This window comes from Nesterenkonia sp. DZ6 (assembly GCF_022565835.1).
Taxonomy (GTDB): domain Bacteria; phylum Actinomycetota; class Actinomycetes; order Actinomycetales; family Micrococcaceae; genus Nesterenkonia.
Genome location: NZ_JAJOYW010000007.1, coordinates 24,731 through 51,657, shown reverse-complemented (window position 1 = coordinate 51,657; position 26,927 = coordinate 24,731). Strand labels below are relative to the sequence as shown.

Annotated in this window: 23 protein-coding genes, 1 tRNA gene and 1 pseudogene; 17 read left to right on the top strand and 8 right to left on the bottom strand. The window is 68.1% G+C overall.

Annotated features, from left to right (window positions below):
* Positions 1–230: pseudogene (locus LTH93_RS13110) on the top strand (DUF3618 domain-containing protein); the annotation flags it as partial.
* A gap of 142 nt (positions 231–372) precedes the next feature.
* On the opposite strand, the gene LTH93_RS13105 reads toward LTH93_RS13110, so the two are convergent.
* Positions 373–1,017 carry a VOC family protein gene (locus LTH93_RS13105; RefSeq protein ID WP_241466057.1) on the bottom strand — a complete coding sequence of 215 codons (645 nt, stop codon included), beginning with the start codon at positions 1,015–1,017 and terminating at the stop codon, positions 373–375.
* Between the two features lie 137 nt (positions 1,018–1,154).
* On the opposite strand from LTH93_RS13105, the gene LTH93_RS13100 reads away from it, so the two are divergent.
* Both LTH93_RS13100 and LTH93_RS13095 read left to right on the top strand, forming a co-directional pair.
* On the top strand, positions 1,155–2,000 hold the full coding sequence (locus LTH93_RS13100) for an SURF1 family protein (protein ID WP_241471223.1): 846 nt from the start codon (positions 1,155–1,157) through the stop codon (positions 1,998–2,000).
* A 6-nt stretch (positions 2,001–2,006) separates the two neighbouring features.
* Positions 2,007–2,528 (top strand): DUF3817 domain-containing protein, encoded by a 522-nt coding sequence (locus tag LTH93_RS13095; RefSeq protein WP_241471222.1) that lies wholly within the window; start codon positions 2,007–2,009, stop codon positions 2,526–2,528.
* Positions 2,529–2,573: 45 nt separating this feature from the next.
* On the opposite strand, the gene LTH93_RS13090 is transcribed toward LTH93_RS13095, so the two are convergent.
* Positions 2,574–3,899: an MFS transporter gene (locus LTH93_RS13090; protein ID WP_241471221.1), complete on the bottom strand. Its 1,326-nt coding sequence runs from the start codon at positions 3,897–3,899 to the stop codon at positions 2,574–2,576.
* Positions 3,900–4,173: 274 nt separating this feature from the next.
* Between LTH93_RS13090 and LTH93_RS13085 the strand changes: the two genes are divergently transcribed.
* The 5 genes from LTH93_RS13085 to LTH93_RS13065 all read left to right on the top strand — a co-directional run bounded on the left by LTH93_RS13085 (position 4,174) and on the right by LTH93_RS13065 (position 8,903).
* Positions 4,174–4,806, top strand: a complete 633-nt coding sequence (locus tag LTH93_RS13085) for an AmiS/UreI family transporter (RefSeq protein ID WP_241471220.1) — start codon at positions 4,174–4,176, stop codon at positions 4,804–4,806.
* Positions 4,807–4,858: 52 nt separating this feature from the next.
* The gene (locus LTH93_RS13080) at positions 4,859–5,143 is read left to right on the top strand and encodes an FmdB family zinc ribbon protein (RefSeq protein ID WP_255727631.1); all 285 of its coding nucleotides are present in this window, start codon (positions 4,859–4,861) and stop codon (positions 5,141–5,143) included.
* 68 nt (positions 5,144–5,211) lie between these two features.
* On the top strand, positions 5,212–6,471 hold the full coding sequence (gene fmdA / locus LTH93_RS13075) for a formamidase (protein ID WP_241466067.1): 1,260 nt from the start codon (positions 5,212–5,214) through the stop codon (positions 6,469–6,471).
* Between the two features lie 356 nt (positions 6,472–6,827).
* Complete coding sequence (guaA, locus tag LTH93_RS13070) at positions 6,828–8,378, top strand: glutamine-hydrolyzing GMP synthase (RefSeq protein ID WP_241471224.1); 1,551 nt, start codon at positions 6,828–6,830, stop codon at positions 8,376–8,378.
* Between the two features lie 12 nt (positions 8,379–8,390).
* Positions 8,391–8,903: a DUF456 domain-containing protein gene (locus LTH93_RS13065; protein ID WP_241471219.1), complete on the top strand. Its 513-nt coding sequence runs from the start codon at positions 8,391–8,393 to the stop codon at positions 8,901–8,903.
* A 247-nt stretch (positions 8,904–9,150) separates the two neighbouring features.
* Here the strand turns inward: LTH93_RS13065 and LTH93_RS13060 are convergent, their stop codons facing one another.
* Positions 9,151–9,474 (bottom strand): hypothetical protein, encoded by a 324-nt coding sequence (locus LTH93_RS13060; RefSeq protein WP_241471218.1) that lies wholly within the window; start codon positions 9,472–9,474, stop codon positions 9,151–9,153.
* Position 9,475: 1 nt separating this feature from the next.
* Between LTH93_RS13060 and LTH93_RS13055 the strand changes: the two genes are divergently transcribed.
* The 3 genes from LTH93_RS13055 to cpaB all read left to right on the top strand — a co-directional run bounded on the left by LTH93_RS13055 (position 9,476) and on the right by cpaB (position 14,685).
* Positions 9,476–13,255: a DUF4011 domain-containing protein gene (locus LTH93_RS13055; protein WP_241471217.1), complete on the top strand. Its 3,780-nt coding sequence runs from the start codon at positions 9,476–9,478 to the stop codon at positions 13,253–13,255.
* A gap of 65 nt (positions 13,256–13,320) precedes the next feature.
* Entirely contained in the window at positions 13,321–13,572 is a 252-nt protein-coding gene (locus tag LTH93_RS13050) for a hypothetical protein (RefSeq protein WP_241466074.1), read from the top strand.
* Between the two features lie 369 nt (positions 13,573–13,941).
* Positions 13,942–14,685, top strand: coding sequence for a Flp pilus assembly protein CpaB (gene cpaB, locus LTH93_RS13045; RefSeq protein WP_241471216.1), 744 nt, complete (start codon positions 13,942–13,944; stop codon positions 14,683–14,685).
* On the opposite strand, the gene LTH93_RS13040 is transcribed toward cpaB, so the two are convergent.
* The 4 genes from LTH93_RS13040 to LTH93_RS13025 all read right to left on the bottom strand — a co-directional run bounded on the left by LTH93_RS13040 (position 14,665) and on the right by LTH93_RS13025 (position 18,717).
* The gene (locus LTH93_RS13040; protein ID WP_241466078.1) at positions 14,665–15,015 is read right to left on the bottom strand and encodes an FmdB family zinc ribbon protein; all 351 of its coding nucleotides are present in this window, start codon (positions 15,013–15,015) and stop codon (positions 14,665–14,667) included. The genes cpaB and LTH93_RS13040 overlap by 21 nt on opposite strands.
* Positions 15,016–15,088: 73 nt before the next feature.
* Complete coding sequence (locus LTH93_RS13035; protein WP_241471215.1) at positions 15,089–15,790, bottom strand: 5-formyltetrahydrofolate cyclo-ligase; 702 nt, start codon at positions 15,788–15,790, stop codon at positions 15,089–15,091.
* Between the two features lie 5 nt (positions 15,791–15,795).
* On the bottom strand, positions 15,796–16,950 hold the full coding sequence (locus tag LTH93_RS13030) for a hypothetical protein (protein WP_241471214.1): 1,155 nt from the start codon (positions 16,948–16,950) through the stop codon (positions 15,796–15,798).
* Positions 16,951–17,043: 93 nt separating this feature from the next.
* Positions 17,044–18,717: a dolichyl-phosphate-mannose--protein mannosyltransferase gene (locus LTH93_RS13025; protein WP_241471213.1), complete on the bottom strand. Its 1,674-nt coding sequence runs from the start codon at positions 18,715–18,717 to the stop codon at positions 17,044–17,046.
* Positions 18,718–18,769: 52 nt separating this feature from the next.
* On the opposite strand from LTH93_RS13025, the gene rsmI reads away from it, so the two are divergent.
* The 5 genes from rsmI (at position 18,770) to LTH93_RS13000 (ending at position 24,707) form a co-directional block, all read left to right on the top strand.
* Complete coding sequence (gene rsmI / locus LTH93_RS13020) at positions 18,770–19,693, top strand: 16S rRNA (cytidine(1402)-2'-O)-methyltransferase (RefSeq protein ID WP_241471212.1); 924 nt, start codon at positions 18,770–18,772, stop codon at positions 19,691–19,693.
* A 66-nt stretch (positions 19,694–19,759) separates the two neighbouring features.
* Positions 19,760–21,634, top strand: coding sequence for an AMP-dependent synthetase/ligase (locus tag LTH93_RS13015; protein WP_241471211.1), 1,875 nt, complete (start codon positions 19,760–19,762; stop codon positions 21,632–21,634).
* Positions 21,635–21,765: 131 nt separating this feature from the next.
* Complete coding sequence (locus LTH93_RS13010) at positions 21,766–22,758, top strand: TatD family hydrolase (RefSeq protein WP_241466089.1); 993 nt, start codon at positions 21,766–21,768, stop codon at positions 22,756–22,758.
* Positions 22,755–23,711, top strand: a complete 957-nt coding sequence (gene rsmA, locus LTH93_RS13005; RefSeq protein ID WP_241471210.1) for a 16S rRNA (adenine(1518)-N(6)/adenine(1519)-N(6))-dimethyltransferase RsmA — start codon at positions 22,755–22,757, stop codon at positions 23,709–23,711. Before LTH93_RS13010 ends, rsmA begins: the two co-directional genes overlap by 4 nt.
* A 9-nt stretch (positions 23,712–23,720) precedes the next feature.
* Entirely contained in the window at positions 23,721–24,707 is a 987-nt protein-coding gene (locus LTH93_RS13000) for a 4-(cytidine 5'-diphospho)-2-C-methyl-D-erythritol kinase (RefSeq protein WP_241471209.1), read from the top strand.
* A 97-nt stretch (positions 24,708–24,804) separates the two neighbouring features.
* Here the strand turns inward: LTH93_RS13000 and LTH93_RS12995 are convergent, their stop codons facing one another.
* On the bottom strand, positions 24,805–26,685 hold the full coding sequence (locus tag LTH93_RS12995) for an ABC-F family ATP-binding cassette domain-containing protein (protein ID WP_241471208.1): 1,881 nt from the start codon (positions 26,683–26,685) through the stop codon (positions 24,805–24,807).
* A 128-nt stretch (positions 26,686–26,813) separates the two neighbouring features.
* Between LTH93_RS12995 and LTH93_RS12990 the strand changes: the two genes are divergently transcribed.
* Positions 26,814–26,885: transfer RNA gene (locus LTH93_RS12990), tRNA-Gln, on the top strand.
* The last annotated feature ends 42 nt before the right edge of the window (positions 26,886–26,927 follow it).

Sequence of the window (26,927 nt, the reverse complement as noted above, 5' to 3'; positions counted from 1 at the left end):
AGAAGGCGGCGGCGAAGCTTGAGGATCAGGCTCAGCCGCTGGTCGATGACGCGAAGGGTCAGGTCCAGTCGATGGCTGAGGAGCTCAAGGAGCCTGCGCAGGAATCTGTGCAGCGGGTTCGTGATTCTGCGGCGGAGAGCGCTCAGAACGTGAGGTCTGAGGGTCAGGAGCAGAAGAGCACCGTCACGGATTCGGCCAGGTCCTCGGCAGAGGAGGTCCGCGGCAGCTGAGACCGAGATCCCCGAGGGTCTCCGTATGGTCGAGCTGAAGACCGAGTGATCGGACGCTCACATGCGAAGGCGGGGCTCCACCGATGGTGGGCCCCGCCTTCGCATGTGGTGAGAGGGAGTATACGGACCCGCCGGAGGCGGCTCAGATGGTGACGTCGCCCTTGGGGCTGCGGAAGGTCACCGACATGATGCCCGGCGTTCCGGAGGGTGCGATCCACTCCACGTCCACGTCCTCGAAGGGGTCTACGTTCGGGCAGGCCAGCCACTGGGTGACCCGGTCTGGGGAGCCTGCGATGCTCAGCTTCGTCAGCGCCGCCTCAGGCGGATAGGCCTGGGAGGGGTGCAGTCCGTAGGTGCCTTCGTTCCAGCGCAGCAGGTAGGGCACCTGAGGATCTGCGATGAGTCCCTTGATCCCGATCTGCTGCCACGTCAGCTCCTGACCGTCGGGGAACTTGCGGTTGCCCGGGACGGCCTTGCGTCCCAGCCGCTCCTCGAAGGGGGAGAGGTCATCGACGCTCACGCACCAGCCCATCCAGCCGCCGCCCACCAGGGAACGGTTGCGCACGGCCTGGCCGAAGGGGGCCTTGTCGGCGCTGGGGTGGTCCAGCACCTCGACGATCTCGAGGTACTGCCGGTTCTCCAGCGGAATGATCGCATTGCGAGTGCCGAAACGTGGGTGAATGCCGCCGCGGACGCGTTCCACGCCCAGCGCATCGGTGATTCGTTCCACCGTGGCTTTCATTCCATCGGGACCGACTGCATACGAGACGTGATCGAGGCGCATCATGTTGCCATCATGACACCACTGGGCGCAGAGATATAAATCGGGTTGAATATTCATACTTATCCGGCGTTTTTCTACTGATTGTAGAAACATCACGACGACGGCGCCCCCAGCCCCCGCATGGCGCGTATCCTTGATAAGTGCTCAAGACCGCTCTGCAGCCCAAATGGATCGGGACCCTCGCCCTGGCGCTGGTCCTGGCCACAGTCTTCGTGGTGCTGAGCGCCTGGCAGTTCAGCGAATCGAGCTCTGAACCGCCCCCGACCGAAGAGGTCACCGAGACCCCGGTCCCGCTCACCGAGGCCCACCAGCCGCAGCAGCCGATGACGGTGGCCGAAGCCGACCGGATCGTGGACGTCAGCGGTGAGTTCCTCGAAGACACCCAGGTGATCATCGATGAACGCCTGCAGAACGGAACATCCGGTTATTGGGTGGTCGCGGCCTTCCGACCCGACGATGCGCCGGATGACAACATCATCCCGGTGGTGCGCGGCTGGGTCACGGATCCGGCTGACGCCGATGAGCTTCCCTCCGGCGAGCCGCTCGAGATCCAAGGGCGGCTTCTTCCTCCCGAGGCTCCCGGACCGGGTCAGCGCGGGATGTCCGCCGATGGGACGCAGATCTTCCCCACCCTCTCCCCGGCAGAGCTCATCAACGTGTGGGACGAGCCGGGCTACTCCGGCTTCGTCGTAGCCTTCGAGAGCTCAGACGCCAGCGGCGCGGAGGTGGGTGCGGCGTCGTCGTCCTCCGGCATGGAACCGGTGCAGGTCGACCCGCAGCCCGAGACGTCGGACATCAACTGGCTGAACCTCTTCTACGGGGTGGAATGGACGGTCTTCGCCGGGTTCGCCTTCTATCTCTGGTGGCGGCTGGTCAAGGACGCCCACGAGAAGCAGCTGGAGGAAGAGCGGCTGGACCGCGAATGGCAGGAGCAGTGGCGCGCCGAGCAGCTCGCCCTGCGGCAGCAGACCCAAGCGAAAGACTAGAGACTCATGAGTGATTCCCGTACGGGCGATTCCCCCGTGACCGATCCCCAGATCGCCGATGACATCCCTCCGGCGCCGCCGCGGCCCAAGCAGCGCCGTTTCGGCGGCACCGCCGCGCAGATCCAGGGTTCGCTGACCTTCTACAAGGTCTTCGCCTTCATCACCGGCATCATGCTGCTGATCCTGGTCGCCAAGATGATCATGGACTACGGATTCGGCTACGAGCTCTACGCCGGCGGCACCACCGCCGAAGGGGCGGAGAACACGTTGGGCTTCCACCCGAAGGACTCGGTGATGGACGGCACCGGAATCTCCTACTGGATCGCAGTGATCCACGGTTGGATCTACGTCATCTACATCATCGCGGGATTCCGGCTCTGGTACCTGATGAACTGGAAGGTCGGCCGGCTGGTCACCATCGTGCTGGGCGGCGTCGTGCCGTTCCTGAGCTTCGTGGTGGAGCGCAAGATCGCCCGCGAGGTCAGGGTGGACATGGAGTCCAACCCGGAGGCCGTGCGCCGCTACTGAGCGCGGTCTCGGGCCGCTGGCACGAGGTGGCTCTCGGCACCGGATCTAGCGGTGAGCTGGTATCGGCCGGGCGCGCGTCCGGCGGGCCCAGAAGAGCACCGGGATCAGCAGCAGTGCGAGCAGGCCGCCGCCGAGCGAGAGATGCTCGAAGCTCGTCGCGGACATCACCATCCCCGACATCGCCCCGCCGCCGGCTCCGGCGAGGGCGATCAGCACATCTATGCCGCCCTGGGTGCGCGGGCGATTCTCCGGGATGGTCGCATCCACGACCAGCGCCGTGCCCGCGATCAGACCCACGTTCCAGCCCACCCCCAGCAGGATCAGCGCCAGAACCAGCAGCTCCAGCGAATCCCCGGGGGCGACCGCCCCCACCAGGCCTGCGCTGAGCAGGATCACCGCCGCCACGACGCTCATCGGGATCCGACCGAAACGGTCCACCAGGATCCCGGTGACGAGCGAGGGCAGCCACATGGCGCCCACATGCAGCCCGATCACCAGCCCCACCGAGCTCAGACCGTGGCCATGGGTGAGCATATGGATCGGGGTCATGGTCATGATCGCGACCATCGCGACCTGGGTGAGCACCATCACCGTGGCGCCGATATACGCCCCGGTCTCAGGCTTCGGGGCAGGGGAGGGCCCTGTGGCGGCGGCAGGTTCTGCGGCGGCCTGCTCCGCGGACTGCTCTGCGGACTGCTCTGCGGCGGCGTCGGCCGCTTCGATCTCCGCAAGTTCACGCGCCAGCAAGAACGGATCCGGCCGCAGAAAGATGAACAGGATCGCTCCGGCGGCGAGGTATGCCGCTGCGGCGAGGAGGAAGGGGCCCGCCAGTGGTGGGATTCCTAGGCTCCTCGCCAGATCCCCGAGTGGTTCCACCAGGTTCGGTCCGGCCACCGCACCGAGGGTTGTGGAGACCATCGCGATGCTGATCGCGGTGCCGCGGCGTGATTCAGGTGCGAGGTCTGTCCCGGCGTAGCGGGCCTGCAGGTTCGTCGCGGTCCCGGCGCCGTAGATGAACAGCGCGAAGAAGAGCAGCGGGACATGATCCTCCACCGCGGCAGCCACCACCCCGATCGCTCCGAGCCCGCCGGCGGTGAAGCCGATGCCCAGTCCGACCCTGCGGCCCCAGCGCTGACTGACCCGCCCCACGGAGAACGCCGCCAGCGCGGAGCCCAGCGTGAACAGGGCGATGGGCAGCCCGGCCAGACTCGCAGAGTCGAGCATCTCCTGGGCCAACAGGGCGCCCACGGTGACCCCGGCGGCCAGGCCGGCGCCGCCGAGGATCTGGCTGAAGACGACGACGGTGAGCGTGCGCCGCTGGACGTCGATTCGTCGCACCTTGTCCCGCTGCTGGTCGCCCCCTGAATACATGGTCGATAACCTACACCGGGCGCAGGGCAGGCAAGCCCTCGTAGTCGTCCTGGTCCCGACCAGCCCCCGGACGTTGATCACCGACGCCCGGCAGGGCGGGGTCCGCTTGGTCCACACCGAGACACCAGGTCGAGACGGCGGCAATCAGAGCATGCGTCCGCACATCGCTGACCCTCGATTTCCGTCTGGGCCTGAAAAGTCCTGGACATTTGCTCACTCAGGGGAGAGACTGATATTCTTCGCGACCTTTACTCGGCATCGCAAGGAGGCGGTCATGGGTAGTGTGGGTTTGCTCTATGTTGGTGCGGTTCTGATCATCAATGGCTTGATGTTGTTGGATGTGGTTCCCGGTAAAGCCGCCGCCGCAATGAACTTGTTCGTCGGAGCCATGCAGGTGGTTTTCCCGACCATTATTCTTGCCCAGTCTGAAGGTGATCCCGAGATCATACTCGGTGCGTCAGGACTCTTTCTCTTCGGCTTCACTTACCTGTATGTCGCATGGAATGTCCTGACCGATGCTCCAGGTGAGGGTCTGGGTTGGTTTTCTCTCTTTGTTGCGGCCTGCGCCGTTGTCTACGGAACGCTGAATTTCACGCTGGTAGACGACCCATTGTTCGGTGTCATCTGGTTCTCCTGGGCAGTGCTCTGGTTCATGTTCTTCGTGCTGCTGGGACTCGGCAAGGTCAGCATCCAGCGGCGTACTGGCTGGTTCACGCTGTTCCTCGGGATCTTCACCGGAGCCGTCACCTCGTTCCTGCTGCTCACCCAGAACTACCCGACCGGAGATGGAGCAGCGCTGATCGGGGCGGCGCTTGCAGTGGGGCTGTTTCTCCTGGCCTGGCTTCTCGGAGCTCCAAACAGGGTGAGCGTCTCTCGCGACAAAGACCCGTTGAATGCGTCGGCCTGAGAGTCGAAAGGTTCCGCTTGGGTGTCCGATATCAACAGGATGGTGAGGTCATATGCCGCTCTACAGCTTCCGGTGCGATGAAGGTTGCAGTTTCGATGCCTCCTACACAATGGATGAAGTGCCGCGAAAGCGGGCGTGCCAGCAATGCGATGCATCAGCGGTGCGGATTATCACCTCAGTGAACCTGTCTCGAGCAGGTACTGCGGCGTTCCGAGCCGTGGAGAGTTCCCTGCGAAGCGCTCACGAGCCCGACGTTGTCTCCAAGTTGCCGCACCAGGCAGGGCGGTCGACTCCGATTACCACTAATCCTCTTCACGCGACTCTCCCGCGGACCTGAACGGAGGTTTTCCTGCCAGATATTTGACATGACCACAGGCGATGTTGAATTCATAAGGAGAAACCAAAATGCCGAAGACAATATTCAAGTTAGATTCCTCGAAAAAGTTCGGTGACCAGGAAAAGCTGGGACACAATCGCTGGCATCCTGAGATTCCATCCGTAGCGACCGTGAAGCCGGGAGAAAGTTTCCGCGTCGACTGCCGAGAATGGTTCGACGGGGCCATCGAGAACAATGATTCCGCAGAGGACATCCTCAATGCGCCGTTGCTCACGGTCCACGCGTTGAGCGGCCCGTTCCACGTGGAGGGGGTCAAACCCGGAGACCTGCTCATCGTGGACATTCTGGACGTCGGCCCTATTCCACAGGAAGACGACGGCCCGCTCGCCGGACAGGGCTGGGGATATACAGGCATCTTCTCGAGGAACAATGGTGGTGGTTTCCTCACCGAGCAGTTCCCAGACGCCTACAAGGCGGTGTGGGATTTCTCGGGGCAGACTGCCACCTCACGCCATGTACCTGGAGTCTCTTTCACCGGCATCGTCCATCCGGGCCTTATGGGTACCGCGCCCTCGGCGGAGCTGCTGGCGAAATGGAATGCCCGTGAGGGTGCCCTGATCGCGACGGATCCAGACCGTGTGCCTCCGCTCGCGCTCCCTCCTGAGTCGGAGCATGCCGTGCTCGGGGGGCTTGATCAGGCGGAATGGAACAGAGTCGGATCCGAGGCGGCCCGCACTGCTCCGCCGCGCGAGAACGGGGGAAACCAGGACATCAAGAACTTCACCAAGGGGAGTCGTGTCTTCTATCCCGTGTTCGTCGACGGCGCCAACCTCTCTCTCGGCGACCTGCACTTCTCACAGGGAGACGGCGAGATCACGTTCTGCGGTGCCATTGAGATGGGCGGGTTCATCGATCTCCGGGTCGATGTCATCAAGGGTGGCATGGAGACCTACGGCGTCTCGGAGAACGCGATCTTCATGCCGGGCAACGTCGATCCGCAGTACAGCGAGTGGCTCGCGTTCTCAGGTACCTCGGTGACTCTCGATGGCGAGCAGCGATACCTTGACTCCCATCTGTCATATCAGCGGGCATGCCTGCATGCCATCGACTACCTCACGAAGTTCGGCTACAGCCCCGAACAGGCGTATCTGCTGCTCGGCGCAGCGCCGATCGAAGGGCGGTTGTCGGGCGTCGTAGACATTCCGAACTCGTGTTCCACGGTCTACCTGCCGACCGCGATCTTCGACTTTGACGTTCGCCCCTCCGCGTCGGGTCCCGTGCAGATCGATCCAGGGATCGGTGCGCCCCGCGCAGCCAATCAGAAATAGCCCGCGCGCAGAGTGAAGTGGTGAGCGCCCTCATCCAGGACAAGGAGCTCTTCGATGAGCAAGTGGGGGCGCTCACCCATTGCAGGCGCGCGGCAGACCTATCTGCTCATTGTCAGCGCAGACCTGGTGCGGCGCGCCAGAATCTTTGGCGGGGCTCCCATCGCTGGGGCACGAACGGGCGTCATGAGCGCCGGACGACTCGATATCCCGCCCGGCTGCGTCCCAGGGAGGTGGGTGGAGGGCCCGGGGACAGGCGACAACACCCGGACCGCTAGGATGGAGCGGTGACTTCTCAGCCCGATTCCGCAGACTCTGCTGTCCCCGCCGTGGAGCGTTCCAACTCCGCGGCCCAGACCGTGCTGGTGGTGGACTACGGCGCGCAGTACGCCCAGCTCATCGCCCGCCGCGTCCGCGAGGCCCGGGTCTACTCCGAGGTCGTCCCGCACACCCTCGCCGCTGCCGAGATCATCTCGCGCAACCCCTCCGCTGTGATCCTCTCGGGCGGACCCTCCTCGGTCTACGCCGAGGGTGCCCCAGAGGTGGAGACCGAGCTGTTCGAGGCCGGCATCCCGGTGATGGGCATCTGCTACGGCTTCCAGGCCATGGCGCACAGCCTCGGCGGCGAGGTGGCCCGCACCGGCGACCGCGAATACGGCAAGACCGCGGTGCGCAGCGTCAACGCCCCGCACTCGCTGCTCACCGGCACCGACGCGGTCCAGTCCACCTGGATGTCGCACAGCGACTCCGTGCAGAAGGCCCCCGAGGGCTTCGAAGTCCTCGCCTCCTCAGAAGGCGCCCCCGTCGCAGCCTTCGCCGATGAGCAGCGCAGGCTCTACGGCGTGCAGTGGCACCCCGAGGTGCGCCACTCGCCCCAGGGCCAGCAGGTCATCGAGAACTTCCTCTACATCGGGGCCGGCCTGACCCCGGAGTGGACCACCGGCAACATCGTCGAAGAACAGGTCACCGCGATCCGCGCCCAGGTCGGAGACTCCCGTGTGATCTGCGGACTCTCCGGCGGTGTGGACTCCGCTGTGGCCGCCGCCCTCGTGCAGAAGGCCATCGGAGACCAGCTGACCTGCGTGTTCGTCGACCACGGGCTGCTGCGCGAAGGTGAGGCCGAACAGGTGGAGCGCGATTTCGTCGCGGCCACCGGCGCCAGGCTCTATGTGGCCGACGAGCGCGAACGCTTCCTCGCCGCGCTCGAGGGCATCACCGACCCAGAGACCAAGCGCAAGATCATCGGCCGCGAGTTCATCCGGGCCTTCGAGGGCGCCGAGAAGGCCGTGCTCGCCGAGGCGGCCGCTGACGGTGCCAAGGTCGAGTTCCTGGTCCAGGGCACCCTCTACCCCGATGTGGTGGAATCCGGCGGCGGTGAGGGCGCGGCGAACATCAAGTCCCATCACAACGTCGGCGGCCTGCCCGAGGACATGGTCTTCAAGCTCGTCGAGCCGCTGCGCGCGCTGTTCAAGGACGAGGTCCGCGCCGTCGGGGCCGAGCTCGGCCTGCCCGCCGAGATCGTCCAGCGCCAGCCCTTCCCGGGCCCCGGCCTGGGCATCCGGATCATCGGCTCGGTCTCCGAGGACCGGCTGCGGATCCTGCGCAAGGCCGACGCCATCGCCCGCGAGGAGCTCACCGCCTCGGGGCTGGACCAGGAGGTCTGGCAGATGCCGGTCGTGCTGCTCGCCGACGTCCGCTCGGTCGGCGTCCAGGGCGACGGCCGCACCTACGGTCACCCGATCGTGCTGCGCCCGGTCTCCTCCGAGGACGCGATGACCGCCGACTGGTCCCGGCTGCCCTATGAGCTGCTCGCCAAGATCTCCAACCGGATCACCAACGAGGTCGAAGAGGTCAACCGGGTCACCCTGGACGTCACCTCCAAACCGCCAGGCACCATCGAATGGGAGTGAGTCGGAAGACTCATGCTCGACTCCTCCGCCGCTGAGGCGATCACCACCGTCATCGCCGGGCTGCTGCTGGTCGTCGGCGCGCTCGGCGTCGTGCTCCCGATCCTGCCCGGCTCGCTGCTGATCATCATCACCCTGATCGTCTGGGCGCTGCTGCTCGGCGGACCGGTCGTCTGGACCACGGCGATCATCGGCGTCGTTCTGGCCGTGATCGGCTGGGGAAGCTCCACGTTGCTCACCGGTCGATCGCTGCACCGGCAACAGATCCCGCGCGGACCGATCATGATCGCCGTCGTCACGGCGCTCGTCGGGCTGATCGTATTCCCGCCGCTGGGGCTCTTCATCGGTTTCGCCGCGGGGCTCTTCGGCGCGGAGTTCGTCCGTCGAGAGCGCGATTGGCTCGCCGCCGGGACAGCGAGCCTGCACGCGCTGCGCGCCGTCGGACTTGGGATCCTGCTCGAATTCCTGCTCGCCGGACTGGCGATCTCGGCGTTCCTGATCGGCTCGCTGATCAACTTCGTCTCCTGATCCGGGACGGGCCAGCGGCTTCAAGGTCAGGCTGAGACCGATTGCAGGTTGTGCCGTCGGGATCATTAGACTTCAATGCATGTAATTATCGGCGATCCTCGTCATTCCTGACGGAGACGGGGGTGCCGGAGTGGGCGTGAGCCCACCCCGGTGGGGATTGTGGAAGGTCGTCTGTGAGCAAAGAACCAGCCGCTGAGGAGTGGGACCTGTCGTCCGAGAATGGGCCGGCAGAACCTGTGACGGAGCATCAGCGCCGTGACACCTCCGACGACGCCGCCCGCGCCACCGCGAGCTCGGCGGCATCGGCGTCGACCGCGGAGTCTGCAGGTTCGGCAGGCTCCGCTGATTCGGCTGCCTCGGCAGGGTCTCCCGGCTCGCCGAGCTCCCCGAACTCGCCCCAGTCCCCAGACTCGCCTGCTTCGCCCGGGTCCCCGGCTTCGCCGCAGTCCCCAGCCTCACCCGACTCCGCAGCCTCCGCGGACTCCCCAGCCTCCGTCGGCTCCCGCCCCGATGGTCGAGACCCGGTGGCCGCCTGGCTGGAATCAATGGGGTCCGGCACCGAGAACGACACGATGCTTCGCTTCTCCCCGAACCAGCACAACGCCATCGACCTCACCGACGCCAACTCCTCGGGCATGATGCAGCTCATGGCGGGTCGCAAGACCCGGCTCTCCACGCTGCTCAACGATCAGAACGCGTTCACCATCGGCAAGCACGCCGCCCAGGGCATCCGGGCCAAGACCCGGGAGATGTCCGAGGAGCGCGGGATCGACGTCGGGTTCCTCGCCGCCGGGGTGGTCAGCTGGACCGAGGACGCTGGCCAGGCCTCCTCCGGCGAGCAGTTCACCGAAGACTTCACAGCTCCGATCATGCTGGTGCCGATCACCCTGCGCCCGCGTGAGGACGGCAGCGGTGACTTCGAGATCCAGTTCAGCGCAGCCGCCCGGCTCAACCCCGCGCTGATCCGTCACCTGGCCGCCCGGCACGGCACCCGACTGGACCCGGTGGAGTTCCACAACACCGGCTATGTGACAGCCCGCTTCGACCCGAACCGTCCCGCGGACACGCTCGCGCGCATCGCCGCCGGCGTGGACACCCTGCACTCGGTGCAGGTGTGGCGCCAGCTCCACGTCTCGACCTTTGCGGACCTGACCTTCCTGGGCGATCCCACGGGGCTGGAGCTCGATCACCCCGTCATCCACGCCATGGCCACCGGTGAGCCGCTGGGGCAGACCCGGGCCGATCGCACGCTGAAAGACCTGCCCTCGGTGGATGATCGGGAACCCCGCGACGAGCGCCTGGTCGCCGACGCCGATCCGCACCAGCAGGCCGCCCTGGACGCGGTGCTCGCCGGGCAGTCCGTCGTGGTCTCCGCGCCCGCCGGCACCGGTCAGACCCAGACCGCGATCAACGCCGCGGCCGGCCTCGCCTGGCAGGGCAGGCGGGTGCTGGTCCTCGCCGAGCGCACCGCCACCCTGGAACAGTTCAAGGACCGGCTCGCGCAGGTCCACCTGGGCACGCTGGCGGGCAACATCTCCGCCGCCGCGACCTCCGAAGACATCCGCGACCAGCTCATCCGCGCCATCCGGCGCAATGAGCGGGCCGAGCCGCCCCGACTGGGAACCGTGCATTCGAGGCTGAAGAAGTCGCGCCACCAGCTGGTGGACCACGTGAAGTCGCTTCACAATGTGCGCCGCCGCTGGGACTGCTCGCCCTACCAGGCCATGCAGGCCCTGGCCGCGCTGACCAGCCTGACGCCCGCGCCGTCGACCTCTGTCCGGCTCAAACGCTCGGTGCTGGACCACACCGTGGACCGAAGCCAGATCACCGTGAAGCTCAAGCGCGCCGCCGAGCTGGGCGCCTTCTCCGCCGAGACCCGCGACAGCCCCTGGTTCAACGCGCGCCTGTCCAACCGGCAGGAGACCCGGGACGCTATGGCCCTGGTCGTCCAGCTGCGTGAGGAGCTGCCGGAGCTGCAGCAGATGATGGTCTCGGCATGCCAGGCCGCCGGGATCACCGCGGGTGCGACCTTCAGCCAGTGGAACAGCCAGGTGCTGCTCTTCCAGCGGGTGCAGGAATCGCTGGGCAGGTTCAGCCACGACGTCTATGCCCGCGCGGTGGACGACCTCATCGCCGCCACGGCCCCGGGCTGGTGGCGCCGACAGAACAACGTGGAGATGACCTCCGTGACCCGCTCGCGGCTGCGCCGGGTCGCCAAGGAATACGTGCGCCCCGGCGTCGCCATCGGAGACCTGCACTCCTCGCTGATCGATGTGCAGTCCGAGCGGGAGGAGTGGAACCAGTGGTCCATCTCCGACTCCGCGCCGAAGGTCCCACCCCGGCTGGACACGCTCTGTGACAGCTTCGGGAAGGTCCAGGCCCGGCTGCAGCGTCTCGATGAGGTCCTGGAGACGGGATCACTGACCGAGATGCCCATTGAAGAGCTGCTGCAGACGGTGGAGACCCTGGCCGCGGATGAGAAGCCGCTGGAGACCCTGCCCGAGCGCACGCTGCTCGGCGAACAGCTGCGCGAGCAGGGCTTCCGGGACCTGATGGAGGACTTCTCCGAGCGTGGGATCAGCGCGAACGTCGTCGGCGAGGAGCTGGAGCTCGCCTGGTGGCAGTCCGCGCTGGAGGCGATGATCTCCGGTGACGACTACCTGGCGATGACCACCGGCGAGAACCTGCGCAGCATCGAGGAGACCTTCCGCGAGTCCGACGCCGGGCACATCGAGTCCAGCGCCCAGCGACTGGGCCACGCCCTTGCGGTGCGCTGGAAGTCCGCCGTGGAGGCCCACCCGCAGGCCGCCGCGAACCTGCGCGCCCTGCTGCGCGATTCCACCCCCACCATCGAGGCCCTGGAGGCGATCAACTCCAAGGTGACCCAGCCGCTGGTCCCGATCTGGACCACCTCGCCGCTGGGGCTGGGAGAGCAGTTCCCGCCTGAATACCGCGCCGACGTCGTCATCCTGCTCGATGCCGAATCGCTCGCCGTGCCCACGGCGCTGAACGCGGTGACCCGTGCCGCCCAGGTGGTGGCGTTCGGTGACCCGGTGGCCGGTTCGCCCACCCCCTTCCACGTCTCCGCCGATCCGGTCGCGCGCGAGGCCGAGCAGCCCCGCCCCGCCTCGATCTACACCGAGCTGGCCGCCGTGCTCCCGCACTATGCGCTGCGTCAGGTCCACCGCGGGGTCGATCAGGAGCTCACCGGGCTGCTCTCGTCCGCGCTCTACGACGGCGAGCTCACGCGACTCCCCGACGCCGCCCAGCTGACCGGCCAGGATCGTCGCTTCACCGTGGAGCTGGTCGCGGGCATCCAGGCCGGATACCGCGACGCCGTGGAGTCACCCACCGGGGAGGTCAACCGGGTGGTGGACATGGTCTTCGAGCATGTGCGCTCACGACGCGGGCACTCGCTGGCCGTGATCACCGGCTCGGCTTGGCACGCCCGCCGGCTGGCCGACGCGATCCGGCTGAACCTCGCCAACCATGGCTGGGCCAAGGAGTTCTTCACCGATGGCGCCCACGGCGAGGGCTTCGTGGTGACCCCGGTGGAGCGTGCCGCCGGCCTGGTCCGCGACGACGTGATCTTCAGCCTCGGATTCGGCCGCTCGGTGAAGGGAGATGCCGCGACCCGCTTCGGGGAGCTCTCCGAGGCGCGCGGCCGCGAACACTTCGCGATCGCGCTGACCCGAGCTCGTGACCACCTGCGCGTGGTCACCTCGCTCTCCAACGCCGACATGAACCCCGCCTCGCTGACCAACGGCGCTCGGGAGATCTACGACCTGATCAGGCTGGGTCTCGAAGGGTCGGACAACCCCACCGCGTCGGCGCAGCTGACCGATCCGCTGGTGCTGGACCTGGTGGACCGGATCCGGGCCCGCGGCGGGCGGGTGGAGGACGGGTTCCGCGGGACCCTGGACCTCGCCGCCTGCTCGCGCAGGTTCACTCCGGACCAGCCGATGGTGCCGGTGGCGATGGTCTCCGACGGGACCAGGAGCTATGGCGCGATGTCTGTGCGCGAACGCTCGAGGCAGCGCCCCGCCGCGTTTGAGGCGCTGGGCTGGACCTACATGGCGCTCTGGACCATCGAGGTCTTCTCCAACCCGGTGCGCTGCACCGAAGTCGTCGCCGAACAGGTCGGGCTGGCCTCGGGACCGGAGTTCGCAGAGTCAGGCCGGATCACCGTGCACACTGCGGGGGCGGCCCCCCGCAGTCGCAAGGGCCGGGAGCAGGTTGCCCGCAGCGAGGGCATCCGCTTCGGCGGCGCGGCGGACCTCGAGGACGAGGATTCACACCGGAAGTCCAAGAAGTGGCTGCCGCCGCGGGAGCGCGGGGCATGGAAGCAGTAGGGCCTGGGCCCGGTGGCGCGGGGTCTGGTGGCGCCGGACGCGCCGGGCGGAGAGGACGACGGCGCGTGGTGGCCCCACCGACCTCGGGCCAGTCCCATGAGGTGGAGTCTGACTTCACCGACCCATTCAGCACCGAGCCCTTCGGCGCTGCAGACTCCGTCCCCGGCCGCGGGGCGGGGGCTGCCGCACAGAATCCCAGCGCCGCAGAAGAGGAGACCCCCGGCAGGACGCAGAAGACCGAGGGCTCCGCGCCCAGTGTGCCACTGACCGCCCATGAGCAGTGGATTCTGAGTCAGCGTCCCCCGCACTGGGGTTAGCCCGGGACCCCACGCTGGTCCGGGGTCATCTTCCCCAGGCCGCGGGGAGAGGGCCGTCAGTCGCCCGACTCCACAGCGCAAGGAGCTGCGGCACCTGCGCCGCGCTCCTCGTGGACGCTGGTGGCCATGCAGAGCATCAGTTCCGATCAACGCACCCGTCCAGGCACCCGCGGCGCTGACGAGGCCCGCCCCCGCGCCCGCCGTGGTGAACCGGCCACCGAATCGACGGGTCCGTTCATTCCGCAGCGACCGCGTCGGCGCCGCTCTCAGCCGCCGGCGCCGACCCGGGAACGATCTCCGCGGAGACGCGCCCGGCGGATACCGGCTGCTCACCCATCGGCGCCGCGGATGCCAACCGATCGGAGCAGCGTGGCCCAGGGGCAGAGGGTCAGGCCGCCGCGGATCAGCCGCCGACTGCGCGGTGCCGGGCTGCCCCGGCTGATCCAGCGGTTCCGCATCCCCCTCGCCCTGTTGCTGGGACTGGGCGCCGCCGGCGCAGCGGTGCTCACCGGAGTTCAAGGGCAGGTGGAGACCACGCCGGCGCTGCGGGCAAGCGCCGATATCGGCGCGGGGGAGCGGCTGAGCGCCGCCGTGATGGAAGAGGTCCAGGTGGATGTCGCGGCGGTTCCACGGGACTACGCCGTGGAGGCGGAGCAGGTGCTCGGACGACAGGTCGCCGTGCCGCTCCCGGCAGGGGCGCTGATCCACCCGGATCAGCTGGTGGGGCCCGGGCTGCTCGCCGGACAGGACCCCGGCACGGTGGCTGTGCCGGTGCGCCCGGCCGATCCGGCGATGGTCGCACTGCTCACGCCGGGGCAGCGAGTGGATGTGCTGGCCTCGAGCGACATCCCCGAGCGTGGCACGTCCGCACAGCTGGTGGCGACCGCCGCGCCGGTGCTGTGGTCCCCGCAGGATGATTCGGAGAACTGGCTGCCCAGCGGGACTGAGGCGGGCGGCGTCGTGATCCTTGCGGTGGATCCCGCCACTGCGGAGTCCATCGCCCAGGCCACCCAGGAGGGACGGCTGCATCTGAGTCTGCGCGGTACGGGGCCGCCGCCATCTTCGGACCAGCCGGAGACCTCCTCCGAGGGGTCAGTCGGAGGAGCTCGATGAACCCGATCCCGCGGACCCTGCGCTCGAGGACCCCGCGCCGGAGGCAGCCTTGGCCGGACTCGAGGAGGAGTCGGAGGAGCCGTTCCCGCTGGCGCTCGAAGGTGCCCCGTCGGAACCGGAGCGCTTTGAGGCGTCGGTGCCTGAGCTGGCCGCAGCGCGGGAGTCCGTCCGGTAGAAGCCGGAGCCCTTGAAAGAGACTCCGACCGAGCCGAACTTCTTGCGCAGTGTGCCCTGACATTCGGGGCAGACGGTCAGCGAGTCATCGCTGAACTTCTGTGCGATGTCGAAGGCATGGCTGCAATCCTTGCAGGCATAGGCGTAAGTGGGCATCGGATTCCTCAGAGGTGAAGGGCGCTGGGAGGTCAGGTGCAACCGGCCAGCCTGCGGCAATACTGCCAACCGATTATACGGGCCTCAGCGTCGTGGCTTCGCGTTCGGTCACGATGATGTGCACCCGCAGGTCATGGGGCTCCACTGGGAAGGCGCCGGGGCTGAGGACCTCCGCGGCATGGACCACCGCGATGAAGCGCAGCGGCGCGAGGTCGGTCGGACTGTCCGCGGCGGACTCCACGGGCGTGGAGGACTGGTGGTCGGCGTCGTTTCCGAAGGCGGCGTCGTTTCCGAAGGCGGTGTCGTAGAAGCCGCCGCCCTGACCCATGCGCGCTCCGTGCTGGTCCACGGCCAGGCCGGGCACCAGGACGGTGAGCCCCTCCGGGTGGCGTTCACGCAGCGCGACGGTGCCGAGGCGGTCTCCCAGCGGCTCGTCGACGGCCGCGAACGCGCTGCGCCGCAGCTCCGCCTCAGGCGCCCAGGACACCCACTCGAGGACCCGGTCCCGGGTGCTGGCGATCACGGGAACGTACACGGCACCCCCGCCCGCGGCGTGACCGCTGAGGAACGGCCGCACGTCCGGCTCGCCGGGCATCGGCACATACCCCGCCACCGCTGAGCCTGCGGGCACCACGGACGGCAGGACCCGGGCCAGGGCCTGGCCGCGGATCGCGATCTGGTCAGCTGTCAGCTCCCGGCGCGCCGACCGGAGCCGGGATCGCGCGGCCGCCTTCGCTGCCGCGGCGGACGCGGGCTCGTCTGCGTGTGTCGGCATGCGGCTCAGCGCCAGGATTCGGACTGGATGAGGCTGGCGCGCAGGGCCTCTGCGGCGTCGGCCAGGCCGGGCGAGAAGGTGAACTGAGCGCTCAGGCGCAGCAGCGCGGCCCTCTCATAGGCCTCCAATGCGTCGCCGGCGACCCCGTTCCGGTAGGCGGCGTCGTTGATCAGTCCGAAGACCACTGCGCGACGCGGCGCGTCCCACAGGCCGCGCAGCTCGTTCCACTTGGCGCAGGCGAGCAGCCCGCCCAGGTCGAGCGCGGGGTGGGCCCACCCCGCGTTGGAGACCTTCACCAGCGCCGGTCCCAGCTCGGGGGAGTACAGCAGGTCTTCATCCCGGAGCTGCCGGTGGGCAGGCACCATCCGACGCTCAGGGATCGAGGCCAACGCGTCACAGGCGGCCATGACGCTCGCGTGGAACAGCTCCGCCCCGACGAGATAGGGCCTGACCAGCGCTTCCCAGCGCTGCAGGCGCCGGATCTCCGTGGCGGCCCCGTGCACCGGGGCGCTCGCGGGCAGCTCCCCCGGATGCTGGATCGCGGTGGACCACGCATCCAGGGACTGGTCCCAGGCGGTCTCCCATGCCTGCGCGCCGATCCGCTGGGGCCTGTGCAGAGAGGCGCCGGTCAGCGCCTGGAACGTCGCGGTGGAGTCATCATGGCTGATCAATCGAGGGAGCCTGAAGGGCCCGGAGAAGGCCTGTGCGCGTCTCATGCCGTCGAGCAGCTCGGTCGCGCGGCCTGCCGGCAGCACCACGGTGTAGGTCTCGTCCGAACCGTCTCGATGCCGCACCACTGCCCGCAGCCCTGGTTCATGGGCGATCACGAGGCCGCCCTGGGCGGCCTGCCGCAGGGCGGGCAGCTCGGGATCCGTATCGGGCGGGAACAGGTCGAGGTGCTCGCTGGGTCGGGCGGCACCGCGGTGGTGCTCGACGCGGAAGCAGCCTGCTCTTCGGGCGCGCCGCGACGCGGCGGCACGGGGCGCAGCGCCAGCGGCAGAGGAGGTCGACGTGCCGGCGTCCTCGGGAGCCTCGAAGGCGGTGACCTCCACCGCCAGCATCGTCGGCTTCCCCGGCACCGGCCAGGCGCGTTCCACTGACCAGCGGGTCTCTTCGGCGGAGAGGATGCGCGAAGGCAGTGATGCGGCGGGGTCAAGCATGTTCGAGACGTTCCTTTCGACCGGTTCGGCTCCCTCCAGCTTAGGCCCGGGACTCTGAGGTGATCGCGGGGTGCGCAGGGTGCGCGCGCAGTTTCAGAGCCAGGAATCGATCCAGATCCTCATCCGCCATTGCTCGTAGGGAATCATCTCCGCAGTCCAGAGCGGGAGGAAGAACACCGAGACGGCCACGCACAGCATCACGAAGCACAGCACGATCACGGTGTTTCGCTGGCGCGCCGCCAGGATCGTCTCCTCCCCGCGGGCCGTTCCGTCGGGGCGGTGACCAGCGGTCCCGATGCGCAGCACCAGGGCGGCGATCGCGGTGAGCGCCAGAATCAGGAAGGGGTGATAGCTGATCGTGTAGAAGAAGAAGGTGGTCCGGTCCGGGAAGAGCAGCCAGACCAGATGCCCGGCCACGAAGCCGGAGAGGATCGCGCCGCAGCGCCAGTCCCGGCGACCGGCCCAGAGCAGCCCCACCAGTACCAGGGCGATCATCCCGCTCCACCAGATCAGCGGATTCGCCAGGTCCAGGACCGCGGAGGAACAGGTCTCCGCGGCGCAGGTCTCACCGGTCTGTGCATAGATCTCGCCGGCGGAGACCGAATCGTAGTGCATCGAGACCGGTCGGCCCATGAACGGCCAGGTCCACGGCGAGGACGCGTAGTCGTGTCCGCTGCTGAGCCCCTGATGGAAGTCAGCGGCGGAGACATGGTAGTTCCACAGCGAGCGGAGCGGATCCGGCACCAGTCGGGCCAGCCCCTCGGCAGGATGCTCGAGGTGCCACTGCCGACCCCAGCCGGCCTGCGTGCTCAGCCAGCCGGTCCAGCTGGCCAGATAGGTGCCGGCGGCAACGGGCAGCACCGTGACCAGCGCCGGAAGCGCATCCTTCAGCAGCCCGGACCGCGCCCATCGCTCGACGCCGGCCAGTCGCCTGGCCTGCAGGTCCCAGAGGATGACCATGATGCCGAAGACCGCGAGGAAGGCCAGCGCCGAGAGCTTGACCGCCACCGCCGCTCCGAGCAGCACCCCGGCGAGCAGCCGCCACGGGCGGACCCCCAGCCACGGTCCGCTGGCCTGCCGGTCACCAGACCTGCGGCGCACCGCCCAGGCGGCCAGCCGCCGTCGTCCGCTGTATCGATCAGCCAGCAGGGCGCCGAAGGCGGCGAGGACGAAGAACATCATGAAGATGTCCAGCAGGCCCACGCGGCTCATCACCAGGTGGTGGCCTTCGATCGCGGTGAGCATCCCGGCGAACGCCCCGAGGAAGACCGAGCGGAACATCCGCTGCGCGATGAGCGCGATCAGCAGCACGGCCAGGGTGCCTGCCAGCGCCGCCGAGATCCTCCAGCCGAAGGCGCTGTCCTGGCCGAAGCCCCGCAGCCCCAGCGCGATCAGCCACTTTCCCAGCGGCGGGTGCACCACGTAGGCGCCGTCGCCGGTGGGCTGTGCCTCACCAGCCAGCCAGGAGTCATCGGCATCCTCCGGCCAGACCAGCTCATAGCCGGTGAGCAGCAGCGCGTAGGCGTCCTTGACGTAGTAGGTCTCGTCGAACATCAACAGGTGCGGGGTGCCGAGATCTCTCACCCGCAGGATTCCGGCTAAGAGCGTGATCAGCCCGGGCAGAATCCATCCCCAGCGACCTGGACGGTACGGTTCTGCGTGGAGCCGGCGCTCCATCCGGGACAGCCTTGCGGCTTCCGGCTCGGCGACGCTCCCGGGCGCCCCGGCAGGGGCCGGAGTGCTGCGGGCGGGCTCGGCAGGGTTCACTATGGGTATGCTACTTGGCGCAAGCCGGTCACCGATCAGAAGCGGGCGTGTCATGGAGTCAGGCGAGGCAGAACAGGTCGAGAACCCCTTGGAGCCAGCTGATACCAGCCTCTGGGACACCCCGATCGTGCTCGCCGCGACCCCCATCGGCAATCTCGGTGACGCGACCGACCGGCTCAAGCGGCTCCTGGCCACCGCCGAGGTCATCGCCGCCGAGGACACCCGCACCGCGCGCCACCTGGCCCGAGCGCTGCAGGTCACCTTCCATGCCCGCCTTCTCAGCCTGCACGAGCACAACGAGGCGTCCCGCTCCGAGGAGCTCGTGGAACAGGCCCGGAAGGGAACCCGGATCCTGGTGATCTCCGACGCCGGCATGCCCGCGGTCTCCGATCCGGGGTTCCGACTCGTCGAGACCGCCATCGCTGCCGGCGTCGGGGTCACCGTGGCGCCGGGCGCCTCGGCGGTCACCACCGCGCTGGCACTCTCCGGGCTGCCCACCGACCGATTCACCTTCGCCGGGTTCGTCCCGCGCAAGGCGGGGGAGCGCAAGAAGCTGCTCGACCGGCTGGCCACCGAGGAGTGGACCACGGTGCTCTTCGAATCCCCGCACCGGGTCGCCGCCACGCTCCGCGAGTTCGCCGCGGCGCTGGGGGAGGACCGACCTGCCGCGCTGGCCCGGGAGTTGACGAAACGCTACGAAGAGGTGCTGCGCGGAGGCCTGGGCGAGCTCGCCGCCGTGGCTGCTGAACGTCACCTGCGCGGGGAGATGGTCCTGGTGCTCGGCGGGGGGTCACCCGCCGGAGCGGGGGGCGAGCCGATGAGCTTGGAGGAGCTGGCCGGCGTCGTGCTGACGCGGGTTGCTGAGGGGACCAAGCTCAAGACGGCGGCCAAGGAGATCGGGGCCGCACACTCTGTCCCGGCCAGCGAGATCTATGATGCCGCCCTGGCCCTGAGGCGCGCCGAAAAGTCCGGTTGAACAGTAGAATGGCGTCCAGAGCGGAGAGGCACTCCACCGCAGGGTAATCGATGAGCAGGCGGGGCCATGACCGAGGAGCATACGGGCAGCGAACACGTTGCCCAGACGAGCAGCAATCAGATCCGCGAAGCCGCCACCGCGCAGGTGGCGTGGCTGGAACCGCACACCAACGCCACTGACGGGGTCCTCGACCTCTGGGCCGCTCGCCCGCATCAGCCGGTCTACGCCGTGCCCAACGGGACCGGCGGGTGGGTGGACGTCTCCATCACCAGTTTCCTGGACCAGGTTCGTGGCGTCTCCAAGGGGCTGATCGCACTCGGCGTCGAGCCGGAGGACCGGGTCGCGGTGATGGCGCCGACCAGCTACAGCTGGGCCGTGGTGGATCAGGCCATCTGGTTCGCCGGCGCGATCTCGGTGCCGATCTACGAGACCAGCTCCGTGCACCAGGTCAGCGCCGTGCTCGAGGATTCCGGGGCGACGCTTGCGCTCGCCGGAAGCGTCGAGCTCCAGGACTGCCTGCGCGCCGCCGTGGTGAAGTTCAACGGGAACCGCCCTGCGGTGCTGCCCATCGAAGAGGTGCGCCAGCTCGATGACCTGGCCGCCTCCGGGGAGCACATCTCGGATGAGCAGCTCGAGGCGGCCCGCTCACGGGCCAACCTGGACGACGTCGCCACGCTGGTCTACACCTCCGGCACCACCGGCCGCGCCAAGGGGGTGCGCATCACCCACCGCAACCTGGCCGAGGGTGCGGCGAACATTCTGCCCTTCGCCGATCAGATCCTCGGCGAGAACGAATCCCGCACGCTGATCTTCCTGCCGCTGGCCCACGTCCTGGCCCGCGCGGTGCAGCTGATGTGTCTGTACCGCGGAGTGCAGGTGGCCCATTCGGCCAGCTCCGCGAAGCTGCTCGAAGATCTCGCCAGCTTCCGCCCCACCTGGCTGCTCGCCGTGCCACGGGTCTTCGAGAAGGTCTACCACGGTGCTTCCGCCAAGGCCCGCGCCGAGGGCAGGGGAAAGATCTTCGAGACCGCCAAAGATACCGCGATCCTGTACTCGAAGGCCCTGCAGGCCGAGGCGATGGGCGAGGGTCCCGGGCCCTCTGTGCGGCTGCGCGCACGCCGAGCGATGTTCGCCAAGCTGGTCTACTCCAAGCTCCACGCCCGCCTCGGTGGCAGCGTCCGCTACATGATCTCCGGCGCCTCCGCGCTGAACCCCGAGATCGCCCACTTCTTCACCGGCATCGGACTGCCGGTCCAGGAGGGCTACGGCCTCACCGAGTCCACCGCTCCGATCACGCTGAACATCCCCGGAGCCACCCGCATCGGGACGGTGGGCATCCCGGTCCCCGGCAACACCGTGAGGATCGCCGCCGATTCAGAGGTGCTGCTCAAGGGCCCGGTGATCTTCGACGGCTACCACGAGAAGCCCGAGGCCTCGGCAGAGGCCTTTGACGCGGAGGGCTTCTTCCGCACCGGTGACCTCGGCTCCCTGGACGAGGACGGCTTCCTCACGCTGACGGGGCGCAAGAAGGACCTCATCGTGACCGCCGGCGGCAAGAACGTCTACCCCATGCCGATGGAAGAGGTCATCCGCGCACACCCGCTGGTGGCCGAGGTCATCGTGGTCGGAGACGACAGGCCCTACGTCGCGGCGCTGATCACGCTGGACGCCGACGCCGTGGCGGACTGGTGCCGGGCCAACGGGTACCGGTCGCTGTCGTTGATCGACGCCGCCAAGCACCCCAGGGTGCGCCAGGAGATCGGCCTCTCGGTGGAGGCGGCGAACCGAAGGGTCTCGCGCGCGGAGTCCATCCGGAAGTTCGAGCTGCTCGACGTCGAACTCTCCGAAGAGTCTGGGCACATGACCGCCTCGATGAAGCTGATGCGCCACCGGGTCCTGGTCGACTTCGAGGGCGTCATCGATTCGGTCTACGCGAACTGACGCCGCCGCCTTCACGTCCGCCTGCATCGCGGCTCGTCTCTGCAGCACTTCTCACGCCCAGTCTGCGCAGGAGCCAGCGGAGGGCGGGGTGTGGAAGGCCGCGCGGGGGGTGGGCGATAGAGTTGATCACCGTGAGCCAACAGCAGCGAATCCTTCCAGACGCCGAGTCGAGCCCCGCCGTGGTGCCGGGCGAGACCCCTGCCGCCTACCGTCCTGAACAGCCCGACGACGACGGCGCGGCCGCCGGTCCCGTGCGAGATCAGGCGGAGGAGCAGTCCGGGAAGAAGCGTCGCCTGCGATACCCCCCGGCACCCCAACCGCTGACGGTGCCGGTGATCGACAATCACGCGCACCTGGACTTCCGCGACGGTGCGATCTCCGTCTCGGTCCAGCAGGCCCTGGAGGTCGCCAAGGCCGTCGGCGTGGTCGGCGCGCTGTGCGTGGGCTATGACGTGGCCTCCTCGGAGTTCTCCGTGAAGGCCGCCGCAGAGCACCCCCAGCTCAAGGCCGCCGTCGCGCTGCACCCCAACGATGCGCCGGTGCTGGCAGCGAAGGGCGACTACGAGACTGCGTTCGCCAGGATCACCGAACTTGCCCGCCACGAACAGGTGGTGGCGATCGGGGAGACCGGTCTGGACTTCTACCGCACCGGCGAAGAAGGGGTCGCTGCGCAGAGACGCAGCTTCGAAGATCACATCGCGCTCGCCGTCGAGCGTGGACTCGCGATGCAGATCCACGACCGTGACGCCCATGTGGAGGTGGTCAGCGTGCTCAACGCCGCGCCCACCCTGCCCAGCGCCGTGGTCTTCCACTGCTTCTCCGGCGATGCGGACCTGGCCCGCCTCTGCAACGCCAACGGCTGGTACATGTCCTTCGCCGGCACGGTCACCTTCAAGAACGCCCACGCCCTGCGTGAGGCGCTGGCGGTCGCTGATCCGCAGCTGATCCTGGTGGAGACCGACACGCCTTTCCTGACCCCACATCCTTACCGGGGGCAGCCCAACGCGCCTTATCTGATCCCGCAGACCATGCGGCTGATGGCCCAGGTGCGCAACACCAACGTGGAAGCGATGTGTCAGCAGGTCATGTTCAACACCACCCAGGCCTACGGGAGCTGGACATGAGCGATCAGCACTCACCGCAGGGACGACCGCAGCAGAGCCCTCCGCAGCTGCTCTCCGCCGCGCATGTCAGGGCGCTGGCCGACCAGCTCGGGGTGCGCCCCACTAAACAGTGGGGACAGAACTTCGTCATCGACCCGAATACGATCCGCCGGATCGTCAGCCTCGCAGATCTCGACGGCAGCGAGCATGTGCTCGAGGTCGGCCCTGGGCTCGGGTCCCTGACCCTGGGCCTGTTAGATGAATCAGCGCTGGTCAGCGCCGTCGAGATCGATCCCAAGCTGGCCGGTCAGCTGGCCGAGACGGTGCAGAGGTTCCGTCCCGAGCGCGCGGCGAACCTGCGCGTGATGGAGCAGGACGCGCTGAAGCTCACCCCGGAGTCCTTCGCCGAGTTCGGAGACGGCGCGGGCCCGGAGGTGCTGGTCGCGAACCTGCCCTACAACGTGGCGGTCCCGGTGGTGCTGCACCTGCTCCAGATCCTGCCTTCGCTGCGCAAGGGCCTGGTCATGGTCCAGGACGAGGTCGCCGACCGGCTCTGCGCCGGGCCCGGCTCCAAGATCTACGGCGTCCCCAGTGTGAAGGCGGCCTGGGACACGAACATGCGCAAGGCCGGCGTGGTCGGCAAGCGAGTCTTCTGGCCCGAGCCGCGGATCTCCTCGGGGCTGGTTCGCTTCGACCGGCGCGCCGAGGCCTCGGCCGAGCTCAGCCGCGAAGAGGTCTTCGCGGTGATCGACGCCGCCTTCGCCACCCGACGCAAGACCCTGCGCGCCTGCCTGGCCGGGATCGCGGGATCCCCGACCCGTGCCGAGGCGGTGCTGCGGGCCGCCGGGGTGGATCCGTCCGCCCGCGGCGAGACCCTGGGCATCAGTGGGTTCACCGCGATCGCCGCCGCCCTGCGCGACGCGGCCAGCTCGGGTCCAGCCGGCGCGGTCCCGCATGTCAGTGACGAGAAGTAGGGTCGAAGCATGCGCGATAGTGAATTCTTCGGACATGTCACCGCCGTGGCTCCGGGCAAGATCAATGTGAGCCTGCGCGTCGGTCCGCTGCGCGAGGACGGCTATCACGAGGTCGCCACGCTCTACCTGGCGGTCTCCCTCTACGAAGAGGTCAGCGCGGCCCGGCGCGAGGACGGGGCGATCACCGTGAGCCTCTCCGAACGTTCTACCTTCACCGAGGTCCAGACCCGGGATCCGGAGACCCGAGAGATGGTGGCTGCGGCGATCCCGCTCGATGAGCGCAACCTGGTGCATCAGGCCGCCTCGAAGCTGCGCGACCGACTCGGCATCACCGACGGAGTGGACCTGACCATCACCAAGAACGTCCCGGTGGCCGGCGGGATGGGAGGAGGCTCTGCCGACGCCGCCGCCGCACTGGTGGCCTGTTCGGCCCTCTGGGAAGCGGGGCTCTCCAAGGAACAGCTGGCGGAGATCGGCGCCGAGCTCGGGGCCGACGTGCCGTTTGCGATCCTCGGCGGAGCAGCCGTGGGTCAGGGTGTGGGCGATGAGCTCTCTCCGCTGCTGACCCGCGGGGAGCTGCATCTGGTCATCGTCCCGGCCAACACGGGCCTGTCCACGCCCAGCGTCTATGCCAAGCTCGACGAGATGCGCGCCGAAGCCGGAGTGGAGGCTGAGGCGCCGGGCCTGGATCCGGACCTGGTCCGGGCGGTCTGCACCGCCGACGCCGAGCTCGTGGCCTCGCTGATGGCCAATGACCTGCAGGCCCCCGCCGTGGCCAGTCTGCCCTCCCTGGAGGACATGATGGACATCGGCATGATCGAAGGAGCGCTGCAGGGAATGGTCTCCGGCTCAGGCCCCACCCTGGTGTTCCTCGCCCGGGATGCTGAGTCAGCCCATCAGCTCTGCACCAGCCTGGAGGAGCGGACCGAGGTCTGGGCCATCCCGGTCACCGGTCCGGCCGCCGGGGCACGACTGATCAACGGCCGCGAGATCTGACCCGAGAGTCATCAGGGGCACGATTCGCCCCAGCTGACGGGGCGCACCGCAGTCCTGCGCTGCCCGCAGAGCGCGGACAGCGGAACACCGCGGCGCCTCAGCCCACCTTTTCGGAGAGCTCCAGCCAGCGTTCCTCGAGCTTCTCATTCTCGCCCTGCAGCCGGCTCACATCGGCGGTGAGCTTGCCCAGACCTTCGAAGTCGCTCGGATCGTGATCGGCCATCTGGCGCTGCTTCTTCTCCATCTGGGTGATCAGCTTCTGCATCTTCCGCTCGAGCGCGCCGACCTCCTTGCGCACTTCGCGCTCCTCTGCGCTGCTCAGCGCCGGGGCACCTGCCGATGAGGCCGAGGAGGTCTTCATCGCCTCCCGACGGGCCGCAGCCGCGGCCTTCCCGGAACCGACCCCGGCGCCAGCAGCTCCACCGCCTGAACCAGGCGTGCCAGATCCCGCCGACTCCGCGGAGGCGCCATTGGCCCTGGCGGCCTTGAGCCGCAGGTATTCCTCCACGCCTCCCGGCACGTGGCGCATCCGGCCGTCGAAGATCGCGTACTGCTGATCGGTCACCCGCTCGAGCAGGTACCGGTCGTGGGAGACCACGATCAGCGTGCCGGGCCAAGAGTCCAGCAGGTCCTCCATGGCGGCGAGCATGTCGATGTCGAGATCGTTGGTGGGCTCGTCGAGGATCATCACGTTGGGCTCAGACAGGAGCACGAGCAGCAGCTGCAGGCGTCGTCGTTGCCCGCCGGAGAGCTCGCCGACTCGTGCGGAGAGATGTGCGGTGGAGAAGCCGAGGCGTTCCAACAGCTGCGCCGGGGTGTGTTCCTTGCCGTCGATGACCACCTGGGTCTTCTCGCGGGCCAGCACCTCGCGGACCCGATCGCCCTCGATGTCGGCCAGCTGGGAGAACTGCTGATCCAGGGTGGCCAGGCGCACGGTCTTGCCGCGCTTGACCCGGCCCGTGTCGGGCTCGAGCTTGCCGGCGATCAGGTTGAGCAGCGTGGACTTGCCGGCGCCGTTGGCTCCGAGGATGCCGGTGCGCTCACCCGGACCGATCCGCCAGGTGACCTCGTTGAGGATCGGCTTGTCGCCGAAGCCGATGGAGACGTCGAGGACGTCGACCACGTCCTTGCCCAGCCGGGCGGTGGCCATCTTCTTCAGCTCCAGCGGGTTGCGCGGGGGAGGCACGTCGGCGATGAGCTCGTTGGCCGCCTCGATGCGGAACTTCGGCTTGGTGCTGCGCGCCGGGGCGCCGCGGCGCAGCCAGGCGAGCTCCTTCTTCATCAAGTTCTGCCGCTTGGCCTCCACGGTGGCCGCCTGCCGGTCACGTTCCACGCGCTGGAGCACATACGCCGCGTAGCCGCCGTCGAACGGCTCGACCATGCCGTCGTGGACCTCCCAAGTGGTGGTGCTGATCTCATCGAGGAACCAGCGATCGTGAGTGACCACCAGCAGCCCGCCCGAGCTGCGCGGCCAGCGCCGGTTCAAGTGGTTCGCCAGCCAGGAGATCCCCTCCACGTCGAGGTGGTTCGTGGGCTCATCCAGAGCGATGATGTCCCATTCGCCCACCAGCAGCTTCGCCAGCGCCACGCGGCGGCGCTGCCCGCCGGAGAGCTCGGAGATCTTCGACTCCCAGGGGATGTCGGTCACCAGCCCGGCGATCACGTCGCGGATCTTCGCATCCGAGGCCCACTCGTGGTCATCGGCGTCCCCGACGACCGAATAGCCCACGGTGTGCTCGTCATCGAGGTCGTCCGACTGATCCAGCACGCCGAACTGCACGCCCTTGCGCCGGGTGACCTGCCCCGAGTCGGGTTCAAGCCGACCGGTGAGCATGGCCAGCAGCGAAGACTTGCCGTCGCCGTTGCGACCGACGACGCCGACGCGGTCGCCCTCGTTGATGCCGATCGTCACCGAGTCGAACACGGTGCGAGTAGGGAATTCCAGGTGTAGGGCTTCGGCCCCGAGAAGATGTGCCACCTATCCAGGGTAATGCCACCGTCAGTCCGCGGTTTCATCTCGCGAGTCCGCGCATGCGAAGATGGACCAGCGCTTGGCCGGAGATGAGGGTGTTCGCAGCGCCGAGCACCGTCGGACCGCCGTCGCACTCCGCCTTGGTGTAATGGCAGCACGCCAGCCTTTGGAGCTGTGCAGTCTAGGTTCGAATCCTAGAGGCGGAACGGCAATCTAGATCGCCGGACCTCTCTACACTGAGGAGTCCC